This is a genomic window from Mycobacterium sp. DHQP2018-32-09, assembly GCF_058148405.1.
On record NZ_JBYVYK010000020.1, the window covers coordinates 65,600 to 86,844 of the forward strand.

Here is a 21,245-nt window from a genome sequence, read left to right on the forward strand (position 1 = left end):
TCCGAGATGCACGTAGGGTTCGAATCGTGGGGCGACACGCATTAGCCAGCAGCCGACACACCTCGGGGGTTCTGGCTGCCGCGGTCTTGGGCCCCATGACCGTCCTGTGCGTCACCGGCGGAACGACCGGCGCCAGTGCCGCCGCACCGACCATGGTCCAGGCCCGTCCCCAGGCCGTCGAGCCGACGCCGTGCTGCCTGGAGGTCGTGGCCGCGTCCGCCGGGTTCGTCGCACCCGTCCCGTCGGCCGTGCCCGCGGCGAGCGCCGCGCTGACGGCGGCATCGCGGTGGCGCGTGGCCGCGCAGGTCCCGCGGCCGCTGCCCGCCGGCGTGGCCTCGGAGAGCGGGCTGCAGGTCAAGACCATCCTGGCGGCCCGCGCCATCAGCGCCGCCTTCCCCGAGATCGACCACATCGGCGGCGTCCGAGCCGACCCGCTGCCATGGCATCCGAACGGTCTCGCCATCGACGTGATGATCCCCGACGCCTCGTCACCGCAGGGGATCGCACTTGGCAACCAGATCGTGTCGTTCGTGTTGAAGAACGCGAAACGCTTCGGCATGCAGGACGCCATCTGGCGCGGCGTCTATTACACGCCCGGCGGCCCGTCAGGCGGCGGCGCCGGCCACTACGACCACGTCCACGTCACCACCACCGGCGGGGGATACCCGAGCGGCGACGAGGTCTACTACCGCTGAGGTCGGCCGTGACCGACGCATCGGCCGTCGCCGCCGAGATCGCCGAGATCGTCGGCAGCGCACACGTGGTGACCGATCCCGACGTGACCGCGGGGTACGTCACGGACTGGACGGGCCAGTGGCGTGGGCACACCCCGATGGTGGTGCGTCCTGCGGACACCGCGCAGGTGTCGGCAGTCCTCGCCGTCTGCCGTCGCCACGGTGTCGCGGTGGTGCCCCAGGGCGGGAACACCGGGCTCGTCGGTGGCTCGGTGCCGATGCACGGGGAAATCCTGGTGAGCACCCGGCGGCTCGATCGGATCGAACACGTCGACCCGCTGGGGCACACGCTGGCAGCCGGCGCCGGCGTGACCGTCGCCCGTGCGCAGGAGGCAGCGCGCGCCCGTGGACTCGATCTCGGCGTCGACCTGGCGTCCCGGGAATCGGCGACCCTGGGCGGCATCGTGGCCACCAACGCGGGCGGGGTCAGGGTCGTGAAGTACGGCAGCACCCGAGCCCGGCTGCTCGGCATCGAGGCGGTGCTCTCGGACGGCACGGTCGTCACCCGATGGAAGGAACTCACCAAGGACAACGTCGGCTACGACCTGCCCGGCCTGCTGGCCGGATCGGAGGGCACGCTGGCGGTGATCACCCGCGTGCTCCTGCGCCTCGTGGTGCCGCCGCCCCGCACCGAGGTGGCGCTGGTCGCGGTGCCGTCGGTACACGCGGCGCTCGGCGTGCTCGACGCCGTCCGGCGTAGCGGGCTGACGCTGGAGGCGGCAGAGCTGATGTCCGGTGCGGGAATCGACGTCGTGAGCCGCCATGCGAACGTGCGGAGACCGTTCGCCGTCGACGCCCCGTACTACCTGTTGGTGGAGGTGTCCGGGCAGGGCGCGACGGCCGACGAGCTGCTGGCCGTGTTCCACAACGCGGGTGACGTGGTGCTCGACGCGACGCTGGAACCCGGTCCCGCGCAACGACTCTGGCAGTATCGCGAGACGCACACCGAAGCCATCTCCGCCGCGTCGGCCGGGCCGCCGGTGAAACTGGACGTCTCGACGCCGCTGCGCGAGTACGCGGCGTTCCTGGAGGCGCTGGTGCCGGGGCTCGCCGTTCGGTTCCCGCACGTCCGCGCGATCTGCTTCGGCCACGTGGCCGACGGCAACGTGCACGTCAACCTGCTCGACGTGCCCCCGGGACAACGTGATCCGGTCACCGACTTCGTGCTCCGGCTGGTCGCGGCGCACGAGGGCAGCATCAGCGCCGAACACGGCGTGGGCCGCGCCAAGGCCGCCTGGATCGAGCTGGGGCGCACCGCCTCCGACATCGAGGTCATGACGCGCATCCGGGCGGCGCTGGACCCGGCCGGGCTGCTCAACCCGCACTTGCTGCCGCGCTGACCCGTCGTCGGCCGTCCCCCGGCAGGTCAGCGTAGAACCCTTGCTGCGTAGCGGTCGAGTGCCACCCTGATCTGGCGGCGGCTCAGCTCGGTGGTCAGGTGGTCCACCAGGTCGATGCGCGTCACCGCGAGTAGCCCGTAGGCGACGAACGCGGCGTCCTCGGGACCCACCACCTCCGTCAGCAGCGTGGTCAGCAGGTCGTGTGTCGCCACGTAGCTCGGTGACGTGTAGAGCGATCCGTCGCCGTCGGCCGCCTCGAGCGCGGCTGCGAGTCGCCGGTTGTCGAGTTTGAACTCCACCAGGGCGTCCAGTAGGGCGGGAATGCGTTCGTGCACAGGCGTTCCGGGGCCCAGCGGTGACGGTCCGGCGTCGATGGCCGACTGCAGATCGGCCAGCCGGGTGTCGTAGACCGCGCGCAGCAGCGTCGTCCGGTCGCCGAAGCGGCGGAACAGCGTGCCCTTGCCCACCCCGGCGACGCGGGCGACGTCGGCCATGGACACGGTGCCGGGGTCGGCGGCGTCGTCGAACAGTCGTCCCGCCGCTTTGAGTACGGCCTGCCGGTTGCGGGCCGCGTCGGCGCGTTCGGCCATCACCACCCCTTGCGTAAGCGGACCGTCGGTCCGTATGGTTGGTCAGTAAGCGGACTGCTGGTCCGTATCCTAGCTCGAGGAGGAACCGACGTGACCGATCCATCTCCCGGCGACGTCCTGATCGCCGCCACGCGTGCCTTCGCCGCCGGTGACGTGGACGGCTGGCTGGCGTACGCGCACGACGACATCGTGCTCGAGTTGCCCTACGCCCCGCCCGGTGCGCCCAGCCGAGTCGCGGGCAAGGCGGCCGTCGCCGATTATCTGCGGGCCGTGCCCGCGGGCATCGACTTTCGGCAGATGGACTTCACCGTGCACCAGACCGTCGCCCCCGAGACTGCGGTGATCGAATGGACGGCCGCCGGCGTGGTGAAGGCGACCGGGGCGGCGTACGAGATGACGTACGTCGTGATCCTGACGCTGCAGGACGGCCTGATGCGGACCTACCGCGACTACTGGAACCCGCTGGTGTTGCAGAACACGCTGGGTGCGGCATGACGGGCGCGCTGGTCGTCGGTGCGACGGGCACGGTCGGCTCGTCGGTCGTCGAGTGTCTGGCAGGGGCCGGGGTGCCGGTGACGGCGGCGGCGCGCGGGGGCGCCGTGCGGTTCGACTGGTACGACGCCGCCACGTGGGATCCGGCCCTGGCCGGGATCGACCGGATGTACCTGATCGCCCCCGCCGGTGATCCCGATCCGGTGGTCGCCATGCGGCCGTTCCTGGAGCGGGCGCTGGCTGCGGGCGTGAAACGTGCCGTGCTGCAAAGTGGTTCACCGGTGGCGGCGGGGGATGCCGGCCTGGGTCGGGTGCACGAGGCGGTCGCGGCGACGTTCCCGGAGTGGGCGGTGCTGCGACCGTCGTGGTTCATGCAGAACTTCACGGGCCGGCACGTGCAGGGGGAGTCGATTCGCCAGCGCGGCGAGCTGGTGTCGGCGACCGGTTCGGGTGCCGTCGGTTTCATCGACGCCCGCGACATCGCGCGCGTGGGGTCCGCGGTGCTGACCGCCGACGCACCGCTGAACCGCGACGCCATCCTCACGGGTCCGCAGGCGCTGACCTACGACGAGGTGGCGGCGATCCTCGCGCGCGCGGCGGGGCGCACGATCCGGCACGTCGCCGTTTCGGAGACGCGACTGGCCGAGATCTTCTCTCGCGACGGCATGCCGGCCGACTACGCGCGGGCGCTGGCGGCCATGGACACCGCGATCGCCGGTGGCGCCGAGGACCGCGTCACCGACGAGGTGCGGCAGTTGACGGGTGTGGCGCCGCGGACGTTCGAGGAGTTCGCACGTGAGCAGCATTGGAGCCCGGGGAATTAACTGATCGCGGTGGTCGCTGCCGTCGAGCGAAGGCTGCCGCCCACCGGTATCCGGCGTCGTGAACCGACGGTGGTCTTGCCATGCCCGGCGGTGTGCCTGTAACGTCCGTCACCATGAATGTAACCGGTTACCTACTGGCGCCGTGACGGTGGGCGCGGGCGTCGTCGAGTTCCACGTGTCGGGTGCGGTGGGCGTGATTCGCCTGGTCAACCCGCCATTGAACGCGCTCACCGACCAGATGCGATCTCGCCTGCACACGATCGCAAACGACGTAGCCGGCCGGACGGACGTCCGTGCCGTGGTGCTGACCTCGCACGGCGAGCGGTCGCTGTCGGTCGGGTCGGACATCTCGGGTTTCCCGACGTCCGTCGAGGCCGGGACCGTGGTCTCGCAAGCGGAACATGCCGCCTACGACGCTCTGGAATCCCTTCCGCAACCCACGGTCGCCGTGATTCGCGGCCACACGCTCGGTGGTGGACTCGAACTCGCGCTCACCGCCGACATCCGAGTGGCCGAGGAAGACGCCGTGATCGGCCTGCCCGAGGTGACGATCGGCGTCTTCGCCTCCGGCGGTGGCACGCAACGACTCCCGCAGCTCATCGGCGCCGCGCGTGCCAAACACCTGCTGCTGCTTGGCGAGAACGTCGACGCAGCCACCGCCCTGTCGTGGGGAATCGTCACCCGCGTCGTTCCCGCGCGTTCGGGTGAGGACGCGGCGATGCGCATCGCCCGCCGCCTCGCCGAGCTTCCGCAACTGGCGGTCCGCGCCACCAAGCATTGCGTCAACACCGGTATGTCGTTCGGGCGCGCACGCGGCAGGGACGCCGAGATTCGCGCGATCGCCACGGTATACGCCTCGCCCGATGCACGTGAAGGAGCCTCGGCCTTCATCGAGAAGCGGATGCCGAGCTTCACTCACCACCTACCCGTAGGAGGAGCCACCTGATGAGGATCGTCGACGCGGACGAGGCCGTCCGCTCGATCAAGGCCGACGACACGGTTCTGATCGGCGGATCGGGTGGTGGGCACGCGGTTCCGGAGAGCCTGATCGAGGCGCTGGAACGGCGGTTCCTCACCGACGGATCCCCGACCGGCCTCACCACGGTGCACCCGGTCGGCATCGGGGACAAGTCCACCAAGGGCATGCATCGGCTGCGGCACCGCGGTCTTCTGAAACGGGTGGTCTGCGGCACCGTGGTCGACGCGCCGGGGATCTCGGAAGCCGCCGTGCGACACGAGATCGAACTGTTCACCCTGCCGCAGGGTTCGCTGTCGCAGCTGATGCGCGAGTCGGCCGCCAAACGCCCGGGTCTGTTCACCGACGTCGGGGTCGGCACCTACGTCGACCCCCGTCTCGGTGGTGGCCGGCAGGGTGCGCCCGCCGCGGATGCCCCGTCGGTCGCCATCGAGATCGACGGCCGTCCGCTGATCCACTACAAGCCGGTCGATGCTCAGGTCGCGCTCCTGCGCGGCACCGCCGCCGACGCGCTGGGCAACGTGTCGATGGAGGGCGAGGCGTACTTCGGCGAGATGCTGTCGATGGCGCAGGCCGTGTACAACAACGGCGGCACGGTGATCGTGCAGGTGGCGCGGGTCGTGGAAAAGCACTCTCTGCCACCGAAATCGGTGAAGATCCCGCACTTCCTCGTCGACCTGGTGGTGGTCGACGAGCATCAACCGACGACGTACTCGTCCTCGAACAATCCGGGCTTCGCCGGCCAGGTGCGAGTGGCGGTCGACACCCTCGAACCGCTGGCGGCCGGGCCGCGCGGACTCATCGCCCGACGGGCGGCCCAAGAGCTGTTCCCCGGTGCCGTCTGCAACCTGGGCGCGGGCATCTCCACCGGGGTGTCGATGGCGGCAGCAGAATCCGGAATGCTCGACGAGGTGGTGTTGACGAACGAGCAGGGCCTCGTCGGCGGACTCCCGATGAGCGGACTCGACGCGGGCGCCGCGGTCAACTTCGATGCGATGGTCGACCAGCCCTACCAATTCGACTTCTACGACGGTGGCGGCCTGGACATCGCGTTCCTGTCGTTCGCCGAGATCTCGCCGCGGGGTGACGTGAACATCTCCCGCTTCGGAGGACGCATCGTCGGCGTCGGCGGTTTCGTCAACATCAGTCAGGGTGCGCGCACCGTCGTGTTCAGCGGGACGCTGACCGCCGGCGGGCTGCAGACCTCGTGGAATGGGGACGCGGGTGCGCTGTCGATCGACGTCGAGGGACGGGCCCGACGTTTCGTGTCGGAGGTCGAACAAGTCTCCTTCAACGGCCAACTCGCCGTCGAGCGCGGCCAGCACGTCGTCTTCGTCACCGAACGTGCGGTCTTCGAACTCGACCGGCACGGTCGGATGCAGCTCGTGGAGATCGCGCCGGGTGTCGACCTCGAACGAGACGTCCTGGCGCTCATCGCCTTTCCGATCGCCGTACCGCACGAACCCAAGGAAATGGACAGAGCGCTCTTCGACTGCTCGTACTGACGATCCCCACCCGACCAGACAGGACCCATCGCCGTGCCTGAAACCCCTCGCATCCCGCAAGCAGCGTCCGCCCCGCCACCGCGCGTCAACCCCGTCCAAGAGCGGCGTGTGCTGGTCGCCGGCACCGTCGGCTCGGTCGTCGAGTGGTACGACTTCGGGCTCTTCGGAGCCGCGTCGGCCCTCGTCATCGGTCCACTGTTCTTCTCCAAGGACCTGTCGCCGTCTGCCGCGACGCTGGCCGCCTTCGCGACGTTCGCCGTCGGGTTCTTCGCCCGGCCGGTCGGTGGGATGTTGATCGCCAACTTCGGCGACAAGCTGGGTCGCAAACCGGCGCTGATCTTCACCTTGATCCTGATGGGTGCGTCGACGTTCCTGATGGGTTGTCTGCCCACCTACGACCAGATCGGGCTGTGGGCGCCCGCCCTTCTGGTGCTGTTGCGGTTGCTCCAGGGTGCCGGTGCGGGGGCCGAGTTGGCCGGCACCATGACGATCATCTCCGAGACCGTCCGGCCGAGCCGACGGGCCTTCGGCACCGCAGTTCCCAACGGCGCCACGGCGATCGGCTCGGCGCTGGGGGTGGTGACGTTCCTCGTCGTGGCACTGCTACCCGGTGACGTCTTCCTGACCTGGGGCTGGCGCATTCCCTTCCTGTTCAGCGCGGTCATCCTGTTCGTCGCGGTCTTCATCCGCAAGAAGGTGGAAGAGGCGCCGGAATTCCTCGAGGCGAAGGCGCGTGCCGAGCGCAAGGCGGAGCGGCGCGTTCCGGTGGTGGCGCTGATCCGTGGTCATTGGCGAGGGGTGCTCCTGGGTTTCGGGGTCATGGTCGGCCATCAGGCGATGTCCTACATCACGACCACGTTCGCGCTCAGCTACATCACCGCCGATCTGGCCATGACACGAAGCGTCGCGTTGACCTCGTCGCTGACCGCCTCGGTGGTGGGCGCGGTGATCTGTGCGTGCTTCGGTCTGCTGGCGGATCGGGTCGGCCCGGCACGGGTGATCGCATTCGGCGCCGTGTGGTGCCTGATGATGGCGTTCCCCATGTTCGTCTTGTTCGAGACCCGGACCCCGCTGATGATCGGGCTGGCGCTGGTCCTGACGTACTCGGTGTCGTTCGGTGCGATGGCGGGCGGCCAGGGCGCCTTCCTGGTCAGCCTGTTCCCGGCCGACGTGCGGTTCTCCGGGGTGGCGCTGTGTCGTGAACTGGCCGGCACGTTGATCGGCGGGCCGGCGCCGCTGGTCGCCGCCGCTCTGGTGATCGCCGCCGACGGTTCGCCGTGGCTGGTGGCCGTCCTGTTGGCGGCGTGCTGTGCCGTCACCGTCGTCTCGTTGGTCATCGCGAGCGCCAAGATGCGTCGCGGGGAGTTCTACGCGGACTCGCCGGCCGTCGTCGCCGAACCGGTCTCCCGATGACGACCCGCACCGGTGAGGTCGATCCGTTCCGGCTCGACGGTGAGGTGGTGCTGGTGACCGGTGCCACCGGCGGACTCGGCGCACCGATCGCCCGGGCCTTGGGTGCGGCAGGTGCGACCGTGGTCGTCCACCACCTGGACGATCACGGCCGCGCGGACGCCCTCGTCGAGGAGATGACCGGTGCCGGCGTGGAGACGTCGACGGTCTCGGGTGACATCACCGACCCCGACGCGGTGGGCGCGATGTTCGACGAGATCGCCGAGCGGTTCGGCCGATGTTCCGTCCTGGTCAACAACGCCGGGATGATGGAACAGGTGCGGTTCGTCGACATGACCCGCCAGCAGTGGAATCGCACGATCGACGCCGACCTGACCGGGCCCATGCTGATGTCGCAGCGGTTCGCTCGTCAGCCCGAGGCTCGCGGATCCATCGTCAACGTGTCGTCGCAGCTGGCGTTCAAGGGTGCTCGCGAATTCGTGTCCTACTCGGCGGCCAAGGCGGGCGTGGTGGGGTTGACCCGCGCGCTCGCGCGGGAACTCGGCCCTCGGATCCGCGTCAACGCGGTTGCCCCGGGACCGGTCGTCACCCCTCTCATCGCGGACCTGGCCGACGACGCGGCCTGGGTGGCGGAACGTACCGGGGGGTCGGTCACGGGAGCCTTGGCCGCACCCGAGGAAGTGGCCCCCACCGTCGTATTCTTGGCCGCACCCGCCGCCACGCTGCTGCATGGGCAGACGCTGCACGTGAACGGTGGAGGGGTCATGTCGTGAGCACCTAGGATCTCGATGGTGACCACCCGGCCGGCCGAGAGGAAGCCCACCGTCAGGGACGTGGCCGCCGAGGCCGGCGTGTCGGTGGCCACCGTCTCGCGGGTGCTGGCCGGAGCGCCGAAGACGGTGGCCGATCGCACCCAGCGCCGCGTGCTCGACGCGGCGGCGCGGTTGGGCTACGAAGTGAACATCGCGGCGAAGTCGCTGGCCACGGGTCGGCACGGCAACGTCGCGGTCCTGGTGCCCGACCTCGGCAACCAACACTTCACGTCCATCGTGCAGTCGTTGATCCACGCATCCAGCCAGGACTCCGTGCACGTCTTCGTGGGCGACAGCCTGAACTCCCCGGAGTTGGAGGTGTCGTTGGCCACCGAGATGCTCATGCGCTCGGACGGTCTGATCCTGTGCAGTCCACGATCTTCCGATGATGGCGCCCGCGTGATCCTCGAGACCGGCAAGCCGATCGTGACGGTGAACCGGCGCTTCTCGGGAGCAGGCAGGATGTCGTCGGTGTCCACCGACGTCGTGGACGCCACCACCGAGATCGTCGACGACCTGCTCCGCCTCGGGCACCGATCGTTCGGTTTCGTGGTGGCGCAGAGCGGTTCGCAGCAGATGTCGGTGCGCTGGGGAGTGGTGCAGGGCAGGACCCAGGCGGCGGGCGCCACCGCCGTGCTTGCGCCGCTGCCCGAGCCGCTGGGCAACGTCTCCGCCGAGGTGCGGGCGTTGGTCGACGGCGGATGCACTGCGGTGGTGTGCGCCAACGACATCACGGCCGCGGCCGTCGTCTACGCCCTCGCCGAACTCGGTGTGCACGTTCCCGCGGACGTCTCGGTCACGGGCTTCGACGACACCCCGCTGGCGCGGTGGGTGACGCCTCGGCTCACGACGGCGCGCATGCACGAGGAGGAACTGGGGCGTGCCGCCTGGGATTCGATGAAGCAGCTGCTGTTGCCGACGCCGGTTCGGGCCGACCGGGTGTTCCACGCCGACGCCGTGTTTCGAGACTCGACGGGTCCAGCCCCGGTGCGTTGACCCTCGCCGGTTGCGCGCGCCGAAGCCGGTCCACATCGCTCGAGCGGTGTCGACGGCTGTTGCCAGGACGTGGGTAACCGGTTACCTTGGGGTCAGTCCTCGGAAAGGGAGCTGCATGACGCGCGAGCCAATCTCGTGGTCGGACCTCGCGGTCGGACTCGAATTCCGTACGCACGGGCGGACCATCACCGAAACCGACGTCGTGACGTTCGCGGGTAGCACGGCGGACTACTCGCCGATGCACGTCGACCACGAGTTCGCCAAGGCTTCGCAGTTCGGGGGCGTCATCGCCCATGGCCTGCTGGGCCTGTCGATCGCGCACGGGCTCATGTTCGGCGGCGGGTTGTTGGGGCACAACGCGATTGCGTTCCTGGGTCTGTCGGAGTGGAACTTCCGCGCGCCGATCGCTCCCGGCGACACCATCCACGTCGAGTTCGAGGTGGCCGAGTTGCGACGCCGTCGCACCGTTCCCGACCAGGGGCTGGTGACGTTCGCGGTTCGGGTGGTCAACCAACGGGATCAGGTGGTGCAAGAGGGTCGAAAGACGCTGCTCCTGCAGGCACCGCCCGACTGACACCGGTACGACGGCGGCGCCTGCCAGGACACACGCAGCGGGCAAACGTGCGCAATTCTCGCCGGTCCCCGTATCGTATGGCGGTGCGTGAGATGGATCGCCGCAGCGCGATGTTCATGATGGGCCTGGGAGTGGCGGCCGTGGCGCTGCCCGCCGGGGTGGCGAACGCGGAACCGGCCGGCCCGGTGAGCCCGCCGGTGCCCGATGCTCCGAAGCCGCCGACGGCCGACGTGCAGCCGGCCTTCATCTTCGCCGACGAGTTCAACGGTGCGGCCGGAACGCCGCCCGATCCGTCGCGCTGGCACATCGTGCCGGCCCGCGAGATCATCAAGAACCCGAACGAGTGGGACAAGCCGTTCAACATGGGTCGGTACGTGACCGACCAGGAGCACGTCTTCCAGGACGGCAACGGCAACCTCGTCATCCGCGCGACACGGGGACCGGGCACCACCATCCAGGAGAAGTACGCCGGCGCGAAGATCGTGGGGCTGTGGCGGGGCGGCATCGGCACGACGTGGGAAGCGCGGGTCAAGCTGAACTGCCTGACCGATGGCGCATGGCCGGCGTTCTGGCTCCTCAACGACGACCCGGTGCGTGGTGGCGAGGTGGACCTGGTGGAGTGGTACGGCAACCGCGACTGGCCGTCGGGCACCACGGTGCACGCCCGCCTGGACGGCGAATCGTTCGCGACCGACCCGCATCCGGTGGACGGCGACTGGCACACGTGGCGGATGTCGTGGACCCCGGCCGGGATGTACTTCTGGAAGGACTACGCGCCCGGCATGGAACCGTACTTCGAGGTGCCCGCGAACTCGCTGCAGGACTGGCCGTTCAACGACCCGGGGTACACGCTGGCGCCGGTGTTCAACGTCGCCGTGGGCGGCTCGGGTGGGCGTGAGCCGGCCGGGGGCACCTACCCCGCCGAGATGCTGGTCGACTGGATTCGGGTGTTCCAGGGGTAGTTCCCGGTGTGGCGTTCGTAGTCACGCCTTTGGCAATCCATCGTCGACGACCGTGAATCTGGCCATTGCCGTTGCTAGGATGCCGTGGTGCACTCGGTTGCGGTCTTGGCCTTCCCCGATGTCGTCGCCTTCGACCTGAGCATTCCCATCGAGGTCTTCGGACGAGTCCTACTGCCCGGCGGGTCGAACGGATACCGCGTCCAGGTGTGCGGCACCGAACCGATCGTGTCGGCGGGTCCGCTACGCATCGCGACCGATCGCGGACTCGACGCCTTGGCGGAGGCGGACACGATCATCGTGCCGGGGCGCGGACGGTTCCTCACGGAGATTCCCGATTCGATCATCCAGGCGCTCAGGGCCGCCCATTCCGCCGGCGCCAGGATTGCGTCGATCTGTACCGGCGCATTCATCGTGGCCGCCACCGGCCTGCTCGACGGCAAGCGCGCCACCACGCACTGGATGGCGACGGACCTGTTCCGCGCCACCTTCCCGGCCGTCGACCTCGACCCCGACGTCCTCTACGTCGACGGGGACCGGCTGTTGACGTCCGCGGGAGCCTCGGCCGGAGTCGACCTCTGCCTGCACATGGTGCAGCAGGATCATGGGGCCGCAGTGGCGGCCCATGCCGCAAAGCTTGCGGTGGCTCCGCTTCACCGCAGCGGCGGGCAGGCGCAGTTCATCATCCGAAATGAGCTGCCCGGCAACGCCGTAGGCGAGAAGACTGCGCTGGACGACGTGCTGGTGTGGATCGAGCAGAATGCGCACTCCGACGTCACGCTGTCCGACATCGCCGACCGCGCCGCGATGAGCGTCCGCACGCTCAACCGCCGCTTCCAGGCAGAGACCGGCCAGACACCCATGCAATGGCTGACCGGGGTGCGCGTCCGCCACGCCCAGGAATTGCTCGAACGCACCTCACTCGGCGTCGAGCGAATCGGTCGCCACGTGGGTTTCACCTCTGCGGCCAACTTTCGCGACCAGTTCCGCAAGCTCAGTGGGGTCGCTCCACGAAGCTACCGAAACACGTTCCGGGAGAACAGCTCCGAGGAATGACTCGCCGTCGACGGACGGGCTCAGGAGGTGGGTCGAGCGCGGCGGCTGCCGTCGACGGTGGAGCGGGGGAGGCGACCGGCGCGGGAATGACCGCTGAGCCGGTCGCCGTCGACGAGGACGTCGAACTCGAGGTTCAGCCTCATCGGCTTGCCCACCTTCTGCCGCCACGTCACCCGCTGCCCACCCTCGTCTTGGGAAACCACGATGTCGTTGCAGGGCACCGTTTCCTGCTTGCTGGACGCGCTGCCCGTCAACCTGCCGTCGACGACGTCGAAGTGGTAGACGACGTGCAGTGAGCCGACCGGCGTCTTGATGCGGACGTCCCACACTCCGATGATGCTCACCGTCAGACCTCCTGGGGCACGCGGCCGGCGTTGGCCCACACGGTGCCGCGGCTCTCGAACGCGAACATGTCTTCCACGGCCAGCGCCACCCGCGGGCCATAGGTGCGCCGCAGCAGGTGCAGCGCGAGATCCAGCCCGGACGTCACCCCGCCGGCCGAGACCAGGTTGCCGTCGTCGACCACGCGGGCCGCGACGGGAATCGCCCCGGTGGCCGCCAAGACGTCGACACCCAAGTGGTGGGTGTAGGCGTGTCGACCTTCGATCAGGCCGGCCATCGCCAACGCCAACGATCCGCCACACACCGTCGCCACGGTGACCGCGGGATTGTCGAGCGCCTGACGGAGCAGCGGGATCGCCGTCGTCTCGCCGAACCGGGCCAGAAGCACCGGAATCGTGTCCACCTCATCGGGGTCGCCCGCCACCGGGCCCCCGGCGCCGGGCACCACGATGAACCCCGGCCGGGACGGGTCGAGCCGGGCGGTGGCCTTCAGTGACAGGCCGAGGGTCCCGCTGGTGACCTCGCGCGGACCTTCGGCGGACACCAATTCCACGATCAGCTCGCCACCGAGGACGGCACTGCCGAAGGCCAGCACCTCGAATGGGGCGATCACGTCGAGTGGGTCGAAGCCGTCGAAGAGGACGATCTGAGCACGCATGGGCTCATCGTCGAGGAGTTCGTACGTGCGGCACAGTGGCTCCGCGGCCACGCATCGCCGGAATGTCGCCACCGACTCCTTCAAGGGGGGCGGTCACGGTGGGGTCGGCGGATGCGAACGCGCGGCCGGTGCCGATAGCGTGACCACGTGCAGGCGTGGCATCGGGGCCGACTGACCGAGCAGCAGGCCGAGTTGGTGGCGCGCTGGTTCCCGGATGCGCGCCTGCTCCGCGACATGAGCTGGAACCTGGTGGATACCGTCGTCCTCGACGTCGATTGCGGCGAGGGGCGGGTGGTGGTCAAGGCCGCTGGCCCCGGCAACCGCCACATCGGACGGGAGATCGACGCGTATCAGGGTTTCACCGGCGTCCTGGAGCGCGCCGGGAGGGCAGCGCGGCTGCTCCGCCACGACCGTGAGGCGAACATCCTGATCATCCGATACCTGGACGGGTCTCTGGTCGAGGGATCTGCAGCAGAGTTCGCTCCGGACACCTACCGCCAAGCGGGTGCACTGTCTCGGACCCTGCACGACCAAGCTCGACGCGTCGACTCGGATTGGGACGCCGCTGCCGTGGCGAAATCCCTTGACTGGCTGACCAAGCCGCATCGCATCCCCGGAGATCAGGCTGCGCGCCTGCAGACGATCCTGCGTCGGCACCGCCCGCAGCCAGTGACCGTCGTTCCCACCCACGGCGATTGGCAGCCCAGGAACTGGCTCGTCTGCGACGGTGTCGTCAAGGTCATCGACTTCGGCAGATTCGCCTGGCGCCCCGCGATGGACGACTTCGGCCGCCTCGCCGCGCAGCAGTGGCGACGTGATGCTCGCCTGGAAGCGGCATTCTTCGCCGGTTACGGCGAGGACCCACGGTCACCGGACCTCTGGCGAATGCACGCGGTTCACCACGCCGTGGGCACGGCGGTGTGGGCGCACCAGGTCGGCGACGAGCCGTTCGAGAAACAGGGCCACCGGATGATCTGCGAGGCGCTCGAACTCTTCTAGCTGTCGGTCCCCGGTGTTGCTGACCTGGAGGGCTCGGCTGACCACGGTGTCGGCGCCAGCACCGTCACCTCGGGCGGGCCGACCTGAGACATGTCGAAGCGCCTGTGGTCGTCGACGAAGTCGGCGCTCGCACGGTAGGTCGCGGCGAGATCGGCCGGGTCGGCACCGGGCCGGTAGCCGACGAGCGCGATGACGCGATGGCGCGCCTCGTCGGCGTCTGTCCAGACGCCGTGCACGGTGATGCCGTACTTGTTCAAGCTGACGACGTGCCGGGGCCAGAACTCCGAGGTGTATTCGCGTACCGCCGCCGCGCTCGACAGGGTGTAGACGCGCAGTTCGGTTGTCTCGCAGTCGTTCGTCGGCGTCGGAGCGGTTGCCTCTGGTCCGGGAGCGTCGGGTGATGGACCGGTCACGAGACCGAGCGGATGGTGCCGCCGTCGACGCGGAGATCGGCGCCGCTGATGTAGCCAGCGTGCGTGCTGGCCAGAAACGTGACGGCAGCGGCGATCTCGTCGGGTCGGCCGAACCGGCCGATGTCGTTGGGAAACCACGCGGCGGCCGCCGCTTCCTCGATGACGGGCCAGTCGGTGCCCCAGCCGTGCTCCGGGGCGAGTCGCACCACCATGTCGCGGACGGGGTCGGTCAGGATCGCTCCTGGCGCAACGACGTTGGCGGTCACTCCGGTGCCGGCCAAATCGCGTGCCAGCGACACCGTGAGGTTGTGTCGGGCGGCGAGCGTGGCGTTGTAGTGCGGTTGCAGCGGTACCGGCTGGATCGCCAGCCCGCCGCCGATCGTGATGACGCGCCCCCACCCGCGGCGGCGCATGCCGGGGACGACGTGGGTGATCATGCGAATCCCGGTCACGACGTTGGCTTGGTAGATGTCCGACCAGTGGTCGTCGGTGAGCGCCGACCAGCCCAACCCGTCGTAGTGACCGGCGTTGTTGACCAGGATGTCGACGTCGCCGGCGGCCTCGGCAACCGCTGCGGCCTCGGCGGGCGACACGAGGTCGCCCAAGGCGGCGGTGGCGTCGCCTCCGTTGGCGCGGATGCCGTCGACCACGGCGTGTGTCCGGTCCGCGTCGCGGCCGTGGACGACGACCTTGACGCCCTCTGCCGCAAGCATTTCCACGATCGCACGACCGATGCCTGCGCTCGAGCCGGTGACCAGGGCCCGTTTGCCGGTGAGTCCCATGTCCATCGCTGACCTCCATGTCTACACTCGTATACTTAGTTCGTGTATACAAACGTAGACTTGGCCGTCGGCATTCCCTAGCCTGAGGGCATGCCCGCCGGACCCCCGCGACCGCGCAACGCCGCTGCCACCCGGGAGGCGATCTTGGAGTCGGCCGTCCGAAGCTTCGCCCGTGCGGGGTACGACGGCGTGGGCGTCCGCGAGATCGCGGGGGACGCCGGCGTGACCGCGATGCTGGTCAACAGGTACTTCGGCTCCAAGGAGCAGCTGTTCGCCGAGGCGGTCGACGCGTCGTTCGCGACACCGGTGTTCATCGCCGAACGGTCCGGGTCCTTCGCGCGCGACGCCGCGGCAGCGCTGGTGGCCCGTTCCGCGTCGGACGGCGACGAGCTGGCGCCCTTCCTCATCATGCTGCGCTCGGCATCCAACCCCCGCTGCGCGGAGATCGTCGTCGACGCCATCGAGCGCCACGTGGGTAGCAGGCTGGCCGCGCAGCTCCCCGAACCCGGGCGGCACGTGCGCGGCGACGTGGTGCTGTCGGTGATCAGCGGAGTGCTGCTGTTGCGGCGGGTGGTGGGCGCCCGCGCACTGAGTGGCGGCGACGCCGATCAACTCACGGACGTGCTGGAGGCGGTGTTCGACGCGGTCGTTCGCGCGCCGCTGGCGGACAGAGGGTCCTGAAGGGAAGTGCGGCCTTCCGCATCGGCAATCGGCGTGGCCTACCCGCATGTACACGCAACTGTTCGACACCGACGATCATTCGGCCGCGATGGCCGCGCTCGACACCCTTGACGAGTTCAAGCCCGATAGCGTTGTGCGGCTGCGGCTTTGAGGCCTCGGGGACGGCGAGCTACGGGGTCACATGGACGCTGATGCCGAACTGCTCGCCGCACATGAACGTGCCGGTGGCGGTGTTGATGAGTCTTAATGTCTCGCCCGCAGATTGGCCGTAGCCGTCGCGCATCTGGTAGGCGACCTGTTGGCGACCAAGACGCGAGGCGCAATGCGTGAGCTTTCGATCACCGCGACGTTCGGCGCACGGTCGGTCAATACGATCACGCGAGCCGACGTTGCCGCGTGGGTCGGTGCGCTGGCGAAAGCGGGCAAGTCGGCCTCAACGATCCGGCATCACTATTTTGTCGTGAAGGCCGTTCTAGATCACGCCGTGGCCGATGGCCGATTGCTCGACAACCCGGCGGTCCACGTCAGGCTGCCCAGTGAGCGCACGGTGGCGAATTCTCGCCCCGGTGTCGTGGACGATCCCGACGTGTTCCTGTCAGCCAATCAGTTTGCAGCACTGATCGATGCAACGCCGTGGCCGTGCGCGGTCATGGTGCATCTGGCCGCGTGGACTGGCCTGCGTGCCGCCGAGTTGGCCGGTCTGCAAGTCGGTGACGTGGAATGGCCGGTGAATCCCAACGGTCAGGCGTACGTGCGCGTGAGTCGCACGGTGATCGATACCGGCGACGGGTTGACCTATGACATGACGAAAACCAAGGGATCGAATCGGCGCGTGCCGGTCATGCCGCACACCGCGCAATTACTGAGCGATTACCTGACCAGCCACCCGCGAGGCGACGACGCTCAAGCTCCGCTGTTCTGTGCCGTCACGCTGACGCCGGTCAAGCCGACGGGAAAGCGCGCAGCGACCGCACGGGGTGACGACGCCGGTTCCGCTGGCGATGACGACGCCGGTTCCGCTGGCGATGACGACGCCGAGCGCGATCCCGAGACCGCTGCCGTTAAGGCAGACCGCCAGGCGCAGGCGTTGGCCGCGCTTTCGGTGGCCGAAGCGACCGACCGGCTGGTGTTGGACTGGTCGCAGCCGTTGCGTCACCCGACGTTCTACAAGGCCGTGTTCCGTCCAGCGGTTTTACGGGCGAATCGACTCGCACACCTGGCGGGATACCGAGGCGACGTTTTGCCCAGCGGTTTCAAGTTCCACGGCCTGCGGCACACCTACGCGAGTTTGTGCGCGGCTGCCGGGATCGACGTGGCCGAGGTCAGCGCGAACTTGGGCCACTCGAAAACGACGACGACGCTGGATATCTACACGCACCTGTTCCGTACCGATGACAGCGCGAGCGCGGCTATGGCCAAGCTCGCGGCATTGGCCACGCCAACCGGCCCGAACGTCGTGCCAATGCGTCAGCGACGTTAGTCGTCGAACAACGTATCGAGCTGCGCGGCGGTTTCCGGTGCACGGCTCACCATTTCGTGCCTAGCCAGCATCAATCCGACCGGTGAAAGCTGAAAATTGAACGCTCCGGTTGATCCCAGATGTTCGAGAAAATCAGCTAGGTTCGGCTGTTCTTCACGAATAGTGGCATCGAATTCCGCTTGTGTTAGAGACCTGCCCCGCAGGAATTCTCTCAGGCTTTGTTCGCCTGGTTTTAGAGTTGATATGACGGCATTGTCGACGCTAAGTATACGGTCGGATGCTTCCGGCTCAAGCTTTATCCTTTGCTGTGGATCTTCGGGCACTAGCCTTATCACTGATACCACGTCGTTCATGCGCGATTGGACTTCCTCAATAGCGATCCCGTTGTTTACCTCGCTGACGAAATCGTTGATGGCAAACGGTTTGTAGAGTGCGTTCCTATGCGCGGTATATATCCGTTCCGAAACCGGAGATTGAGTCATGCGCAAGTACGTTCCCGCTTCGGTCGCGCCCATGTATTCGTAATCAAATGCGTCTTTCGGCACGGCGCCGTAGTACGGAGATAGATCGTTGTCTATTGCAGCGATCAGCTCTGACACCGTGGAAGCGTATGGATACCGAATCCGGCTAATCCGAAATACCACGCTAAGCGCATTGAGGTGCTTAGCCGTAAGTCTCGGAGCGCATTCGACGGCTTGGCGCAGAACGATTTCCCGTCGGGACCGAATCGATTTTGACGCTAAATCTGCCAGAAGCCCGCTAAGGATTTCACCGAGTTCTTCGTCGCCAGTTTCCGCAAAGCTCTTTTCTACAGAAACGAGCGCAGCTAGAAAGCGTGGATCTTTGAATCTGTTGAGCAACGCTTCATCTTTTTCGCGCATTCGATCGATAATGCGATTAAGGATCAGTTCTATCCGTTGGTCGATAATTTTCTCGGCAATAGGCCACGACTCAAGCATCACAGTTCTAGCTGCGCTCTTACCGATTTCGAGCACATCCGTAACTGTCATATTCGTGCCGTAATTGATCGTTCCGGTGTCCGTGTGCAGCTGGATAGCGTCATCGCCTGCCGTCATATCGGGCACGGCTCACTTGCCCTTCTTCTGTTCGATATTGAAAGTGCCGCCACCCTCGTTAACGATTTGAGTCGCGTTATCGCCTGCGGTCATCGTCGGGTTCTGTTTGACCTTCTTACCGGTGGAGGGTCCAACCGTTTGGTTGTTGGGACGCCACACGGCCAGAAACGTCAGCGCCGCGACGAGTCCGAACGCAATGCCCACTGTGAGCCACACCCACCGTGGACCGATTCCGATAGGCAGTATGCCGATGACGATCCCCGCGAGCGCAATGACGGTCGAGCCGAACCAAGCCAGGTATTTGGCCATACATGAACCCCCTTCTAACGGTGGCGAAAACGCTACCGCCGCAGGGTGACAACCCGCGCGAGGTCAGCAAACGGATTCGGAGGGGTCGTCTCGCACGGCCACGGACAAGCCACGGACAAATCTCAAGTAATAGGTGAGAGTTTGGAGCTTGAAAACCGCCCTGACGTGCGGTGATTGTGGAGCCGATGACGGGAATCGAACCCGCGTATTCAGCTTGGGAAGCTGATGTTCTGCCATTGAACTACATCGGCGCTACCAGCAGGGCTGGTGATCAGGAAGGCTAGCATTTCGCGGCCCGCCGCTCATCGTCGACCCAGGGCGGCCAACCCGCGACCCACGACGGCCACCCCGCTAGGCTCGTCGGCGTGCTGCTCTCCGACCGCGACATCCGCGCCGAGATCGCCGCCGGCCGGCTCGGGATCGACCCCTTCGAGGACGGCATGATCCAGCCGTCCAGCGTCGACGTGCGGCTCGACAACCTCTTCCGCGTCTTCAACAACACCCGCTACACCCACATCGACCCCGCCCTGCGGCAAGACGACCTCACCTCCCTGGTCGAGCCCAAGGAGGGGGAGCCGTTCGTGCTGCACCCCGGCGAGTTCGTGCTGGGCTCCACCCTGGAACGCTGCTCGCTGCCCGACGACCTCGCCGGCCGCCTCGAGGGCAAGTCCTCACTCGGTCGCCTGGGCCTGCTCACCCACTCCACGGCCGGCTTCATCGACCCGGGCTTCAGCGGGCACATCACGCTGGAACTCTCCAACGTCGCCAACCTGCCCATCACGCTGTGGCCCGGCATGAAGATCGGCCAACTGTGCCTGCTGCGCCTCTCCAGCCCTGCCGAGCACCCCTACGGCAGCTCCCAGGTGGGCTCCAAGTACCAAGGTCAGCGCGGTCCCACGCCGTCGCGGTCGTACCTCAACTTCGCCAAGCCCTGAGCGCTCGACCAAAACCGGCCGCGACGCCGCGCCGGGACCCGAGTAGGGTCGTTCGGGAGCCGTCGGCGCCCGTCCGCAGCTAATCGTCCGAACTGTAACGACTGCGCTGGTAGCGACGATGAAACAACTAGTCGTCGGCTCGCGTTGAACGGAGTCGATTAGCTTGCGTTGACGACTTGGCAAATATTTTGGAGGTTTAGGTGGACATCGTACTTGGTGTGTCGCTGACACCTAAGACGGTGCGGATGGTGCTGGTCGAAGGGGAAAAGGGCGACGGAGCCATCGTCGACCACGACACCATCGCAGTGCCCGACGGCGGCGGTTCGGCAACTTCGAACGCCACCGATCAACTGGTCGCGGCCGTGCTCGGAACGCAGGAGAGCGCTGCCGAGGGGGGCCACGCACTCAAGGCCATCGGCGTCACCTGGAGCGACCGCACCGAAGCCGCCGCCCTGCGCGACGGCCTGGCCGCCCGCGGCATCACCGACGTCATGCTCGTCTCCGAACTGCACGCCGCGGGCGCCCTCGCCCAGGCCGCAGGCCGCGCCGTCGGCTACGACCGCACCGGCCTGCTGTTCATCGACCGCGACACCGCCACGCTGTCCGTCGTCGACAGCGACGACGGCTCCATCGTCAAGGTGCACAGCCGCAGCCTGCACAGCACCGACGCCCTGGCCGTCCTCGCCGACATGGTCGCCGGCGTCGAAACCCAGGACCGCCCGCCCCAGGGCATGTTCGTCGTGGGCGCCGGCGTCGACATCGCCGCGGTCAAGGCCCACCTCGCCGACCTGGTGTCGCTGCCGGTCAACGCCCCCGACGAATCCGGTCTGGCGCTGGCCCGCGGCGCCGCGCTGGCCGCCGCCAACGCCCCCGCATTCGACGCCACCACCGCCGGGCTGGCCTACGCGCTGGACCCCGACGGCACCACCGCGGGCAGCGCTTACAGCCTGGCCAGCGCCGCCACCCAGATGGCCCCCGCCGGTGCCGTCGCCCCCGCCGGTGCCGTCGCTTACGAGGCCTACTCCGCCGTCGACGAGCCCGGCTTCGACGCCTTCGACGACGACCTGCCTCCCGCGCCCGACGCGCGACCCGACGAGGGACGCAAGCCGTTCGTCCTGGTCGGCAGCGCGCTGGCGTCGATCTTCGTCGTCGGCGTCGTGGCGCTGGTGATCTCGCTGGCCGTCAGCATCCGGCCCACCGCCGACCAGCGTCCCGACCCGGGCCAAGCCGCCATCGCGCCCAGCCTGGCCCCGCCACCGGCGGCACCGCCCGCGCCGCAGGCCGTCGCCCCGCCCGCCGCGC

24 protein-coding genes and 1 tRNA gene are annotated in these 21,245 nt (G+C 68.0%); 17 read left to right on the top strand and 8 right to left on the bottom strand.

The genetic code is table 11. The features are described from left to right. The first annotated feature begins 26 nt into the window (after window positions 1-26). Together AC30CM_RS12120 and AC30CM_RS12125 are read left to right on the top strand one after the other, a co-directional pair. Window positions 27-695 (top strand): VldE C-terminal domain-containing protein, encoded by a 669-nt coding sequence (locus tag AC30CM_RS12120; protein WP_490117117.1) that lies wholly within the window; start codon window positions 27-29, stop codon window positions 693-695. Window positions 696-703: 8 nt separating this feature from the next. Beyond that, window positions 704-2,074, top strand: a complete 1,371-nt coding sequence (locus AC30CM_RS12125; protein ID WP_490117118.1) for an FAD-binding oxidoreductase — start codon at window positions 704-706, stop codon at window positions 2,072-2,074. Between the two features lie 26 nt (window positions 2,075-2,100). On the opposite strand, the gene AC30CM_RS12130 is transcribed toward AC30CM_RS12125, so the two are convergent. Continuing rightward, entirely contained in the window at window positions 2,101-2,664 is a 564-nt protein-coding gene (locus AC30CM_RS12130; RefSeq protein ID WP_490117119.1) for a TetR/AcrR family transcriptional regulator, read from the bottom strand. Between the two features lie 90 nt (window positions 2,665-2,754). On the opposite strand from AC30CM_RS12130, the gene AC30CM_RS12135 reads away from it, so the two are divergent. From AC30CM_RS12135 to AC30CM_RS12180, 10 genes are all read left to right on the top strand, one after another. After that, entirely contained in the window at window positions 2,755-3,159 is a 405-nt protein-coding gene (locus AC30CM_RS12135) for a nuclear transport factor 2 family protein (RefSeq protein ID WP_490117120.1), read from the top strand. Next, on the top strand, window positions 3,156-3,980 hold the full coding sequence (locus AC30CM_RS12140; RefSeq protein WP_490117121.1) for an NmrA family NAD(P)-binding protein: 825 nt from the start codon (window positions 3,156-3,158) through the stop codon (window positions 3,978-3,980). Before AC30CM_RS12135 ends, AC30CM_RS12140 begins: the two co-directional genes overlap by 4 nt. Before the next feature lie 142 nt (window positions 3,981-4,122). Further along, window positions 4,123-4,926 carry an enoyl-CoA hydratase/isomerase family protein gene (locus AC30CM_RS12145; RefSeq protein WP_490117122.1) on the top strand — a complete coding sequence of 268 codons (804 nt, stop codon included), beginning with the start codon at window positions 4,123-4,125 and terminating at the stop codon, window positions 4,924-4,926. Continuing rightward, on the top strand, window positions 4,926-6,461 hold the full coding sequence (locus AC30CM_RS12150) for an acyl CoA:acetate/3-ketoacid CoA transferase (protein ID WP_490117123.1): 1,536 nt from the start codon (window positions 4,926-4,928) through the stop codon (window positions 6,459-6,461). The genes AC30CM_RS12145 and AC30CM_RS12150 overlap by 1 nt, the downstream gene beginning before the upstream one ends. Before the next feature lie 33 nt (window positions 6,462-6,494). Next, entirely contained in the window at window positions 6,495-7,874 is a 1,380-nt protein-coding gene (locus AC30CM_RS12155) for an MFS transporter (protein WP_490117124.1), read from the top strand. After that, complete coding sequence (locus tag AC30CM_RS12160; protein ID WP_490117125.1) at window positions 7,871-8,644, top strand: SDR family NAD(P)-dependent oxidoreductase; 774 nt, start codon at window positions 7,871-7,873, stop codon at window positions 8,642-8,644. Before AC30CM_RS12155 ends, AC30CM_RS12160 begins: the two co-directional genes overlap by 4 nt. 18 nt (window positions 8,645-8,662) lie before the next feature. Beyond that, window positions 8,663-9,679 carry a LacI family DNA-binding transcriptional regulator gene (locus tag AC30CM_RS12165; RefSeq protein WP_490117126.1) on the top strand — a complete coding sequence of 339 codons (1,017 nt, stop codon included), beginning with the start codon at window positions 8,663-8,665 and terminating at the stop codon, window positions 9,677-9,679. Window positions 9,680-9,794: 115 nt separating this feature from the next. Next, window positions 9,795-10,253, top strand: a complete 459-nt coding sequence (locus AC30CM_RS12170; RefSeq protein WP_490117127.1) for a MaoC/PaaZ C-terminal domain-containing protein — start codon at window positions 9,795-9,797, stop codon at window positions 10,251-10,253. A gap of 92 nt (window positions 10,254-10,345) precedes the next feature. Then, entirely contained in the window at window positions 10,346-11,215 is an 870-nt protein-coding gene (locus AC30CM_RS12175; protein ID WP_490117144.1) for a glycoside hydrolase family 16 protein, read from the top strand. Window positions 11,216-11,302: 87 nt separating this feature from the next. Then, window positions 11,303-12,268, top strand: a complete 966-nt coding sequence (locus AC30CM_RS12180) for a GlxA family transcriptional regulator (RefSeq protein WP_490117128.1) — start codon at window positions 11,303-11,305, stop codon at window positions 12,266-12,268. A 20-nt stretch (window positions 12,269-12,288) separates the two neighbouring features. Here AC30CM_RS12180 and AC30CM_RS12185 read toward each other — a convergent pair whose 3' ends face one another. Beyond that, on the bottom strand, window positions 12,289-12,612 hold the full coding sequence (locus AC30CM_RS12185; RefSeq protein ID WP_490117129.1) for a hypothetical protein: 324 nt from the start codon (window positions 12,610-12,612) through the stop codon (window positions 12,289-12,291). A 2-nt stretch (window positions 12,613-12,614) separates the two neighbouring features. Then, entirely contained in the window at window positions 12,615-13,268 is a 654-nt protein-coding gene (locus AC30CM_RS12190) for a DJ-1/PfpI family protein (protein WP_490117130.1), read from the bottom strand. A 195-nt stretch (window positions 13,269-13,463) separates the two neighbouring features. Here AC30CM_RS12190 and AC30CM_RS12195 point away from each other — a divergent pair, with 195 nt between their 5' ends. After that, a complete protein-coding gene (locus AC30CM_RS12195; RefSeq protein ID WP_490117131.1) occupies window positions 13,464-14,267 on the top strand; it encodes a phosphotransferase in 804 nt (267 codons plus the stop codon). On the opposite strand, the gene AC30CM_RS12200 is transcribed toward AC30CM_RS12195, so the two are convergent. Together AC30CM_RS12200 and AC30CM_RS12205 are read right to left on the bottom strand one after the other, a co-directional pair. After that, on the bottom strand, window positions 14,264-14,680 hold the full coding sequence (locus AC30CM_RS12200) for an NIPSNAP family protein (protein WP_490117132.1): 417 nt from the start codon (window positions 14,678-14,680) through the stop codon (window positions 14,264-14,266). The genes AC30CM_RS12195 and AC30CM_RS12200 overlap by 4 nt on opposite strands. Beyond that, window positions 14,677-15,468: an SDR family NAD(P)-dependent oxidoreductase gene (locus AC30CM_RS12205; protein WP_490117133.1), complete on the bottom strand. Its 792-nt coding sequence runs from the start codon at window positions 15,466-15,468 to the stop codon at window positions 14,677-14,679. Before AC30CM_RS12205 ends, AC30CM_RS12200 begins: the two co-directional genes overlap by 4 nt. Window positions 15,469-15,552: 84 nt before the next feature. Between AC30CM_RS12205 and AC30CM_RS12210 the strand changes: the two genes are divergently transcribed. Together AC30CM_RS12210 and AC30CM_RS12215 are read left to right on the top strand one after the other, a co-directional pair. Beyond that, window positions 15,553-16,143: a TetR/AcrR family transcriptional regulator gene (locus AC30CM_RS12210; protein WP_490117134.1), complete on the top strand. Its 591-nt coding sequence runs from the start codon at window positions 15,553-15,555 to the stop codon at window positions 16,141-16,143. A 298-nt stretch (window positions 16,144-16,441) separates the two neighbouring features. Beyond that, a complete protein-coding gene (locus AC30CM_RS12215) occupies window positions 16,442-17,623 on the top strand; it encodes a tyrosine-type recombinase/integrase (protein WP_490117135.1) in 1,182 nt (393 codons plus the stop codon). Here the strand turns inward: AC30CM_RS12215 and AC30CM_RS12220 are convergent. The 3 genes from AC30CM_RS12220 to AC30CM_RS12230 all read right to left on the bottom strand — a co-directional run bounded on the left by AC30CM_RS12220 (window position 17,620) and on the right by AC30CM_RS12230 (window position 19,259). Next, window positions 17,620-18,699 carry an LPO_1073/Vpar_1526 family protein gene (locus AC30CM_RS12220; RefSeq protein WP_490117145.1) on the bottom strand — a complete coding sequence of 360 codons (1,080 nt, stop codon included), beginning with the start codon at window positions 18,697-18,699 and terminating at the stop codon, window positions 17,620-17,622. The two genes, AC30CM_RS12215 and AC30CM_RS12220, sit on opposite strands and share 4 nt — an antisense overlap. Window positions 18,700-18,711: 12 nt before the next feature. Further along, the gene (locus AC30CM_RS12225) at window positions 18,712-19,008 is read right to left on the bottom strand and encodes a hypothetical protein (RefSeq protein WP_490117136.1); all 297 of its coding nucleotides are present in this window, start codon (window positions 19,006-19,008) and stop codon (window positions 18,712-18,714) included. Between the two features lie 177 nt (window positions 19,009-19,185). Further along, window positions 19,186-19,259 (bottom strand) — tRNA-Gly (locus AC30CM_RS12230). A gap of 114 nt (window positions 19,260-19,373) precedes the next feature. On the opposite strand from AC30CM_RS12230, the gene dcd reads away from it, so the two are divergent. Together dcd and AC30CM_RS12240 are read left to right on the top strand one after the other, a co-directional pair. After that, a complete protein-coding gene (gene dcd, locus AC30CM_RS12235) occupies window positions 19,374-19,943 on the top strand; it encodes a dCTP deaminase (protein WP_490117137.1) in 570 nt (189 codons plus the stop codon). 200 nt (window positions 19,944-20,143) lie between these two features. After that, on the top strand, window positions 20,144-21,245 hold a 1,102-nt coding region (locus AC30CM_RS12240; RefSeq protein ID WP_490117138.1), incomplete at its 3' end, for a DUF7159 family protein.

Excerpts from the sequence above, each read along its gene's own strand:
- AC30CM_RS12170 (WP_490117127.1), top strand. The coding sequence starts at position 9,795 with ATGACGCGCGAGCCAATCTCGTGGTCGGACCTCGCGGTCGGACTCGAA.
- AC30CM_RS12175 (WP_490117144.1), top strand. The coding sequence starts at position 10,346 with ATGGATCGCCGCAGCGCGATGTTCATGATGGGCCTGGGAGTGGCGGCC.
- AC30CM_RS12190 (WP_490117130.1), bottom strand. The coding sequence starts at position 13,268 with ATGCGTGCTCAGATCGTCCTCTTCGACGGCTTCGACCCACTCGACGTG.
- AC30CM_RS12220 (WP_490117145.1), bottom strand. The coding sequence starts at position 18,699 with ATGACGGCAGGCGATGACGCTATCCAGCTGCACACGGACACCGGAACG.
- AC30CM_RS12225 (WP_490117136.1), bottom strand. The coding sequence starts at position 19,008 with ATGGCCAAATACCTGGCTTGGTTCGGCTCGACCGTCATTGCGCTCGCG.
- AC30CM_RS12140 (WP_490117121.1), top strand. The coding sequence starts at position 3,156 with ATGACGGGCGCGCTGGTCGTCGGTGCGACGGGCACGGTCGGCTCGTCG.
- AC30CM_RS12130 (WP_490117119.1), bottom strand. The coding sequence starts at position 2,664 with ATGGCCGAACGCGCCGACGCGGCCCGCAACCGGCAGGCCGTACTCAAA.
- AC30CM_RS12210 (WP_490117134.1), top strand. The coding sequence starts at position 15,553 with ATGCCCGCCGGACCCCCGCGACCGCGCAACGCCGCTGCCACCCGGGAG.
- AC30CM_RS12160 (WP_490117125.1), top strand. The coding sequence starts at position 7,871 with ATGACGACCCGCACCGGTGAGGTCGATCCGTTCCGGCTCGACGGTGAG.
- AC30CM_RS12205 (WP_490117133.1), bottom strand. The coding sequence starts at position 15,468 with ATGGACATGGGACTCACCGGCAAACGGGCCCTGGTCACCGGCTCGAGC.
- AC30CM_RS12150 (WP_490117123.1), top strand. The coding sequence starts at position 4,926 with ATGAGGATCGTCGACGCGGACGAGGCCGTCCGCTCGATCAAGGCCGAC.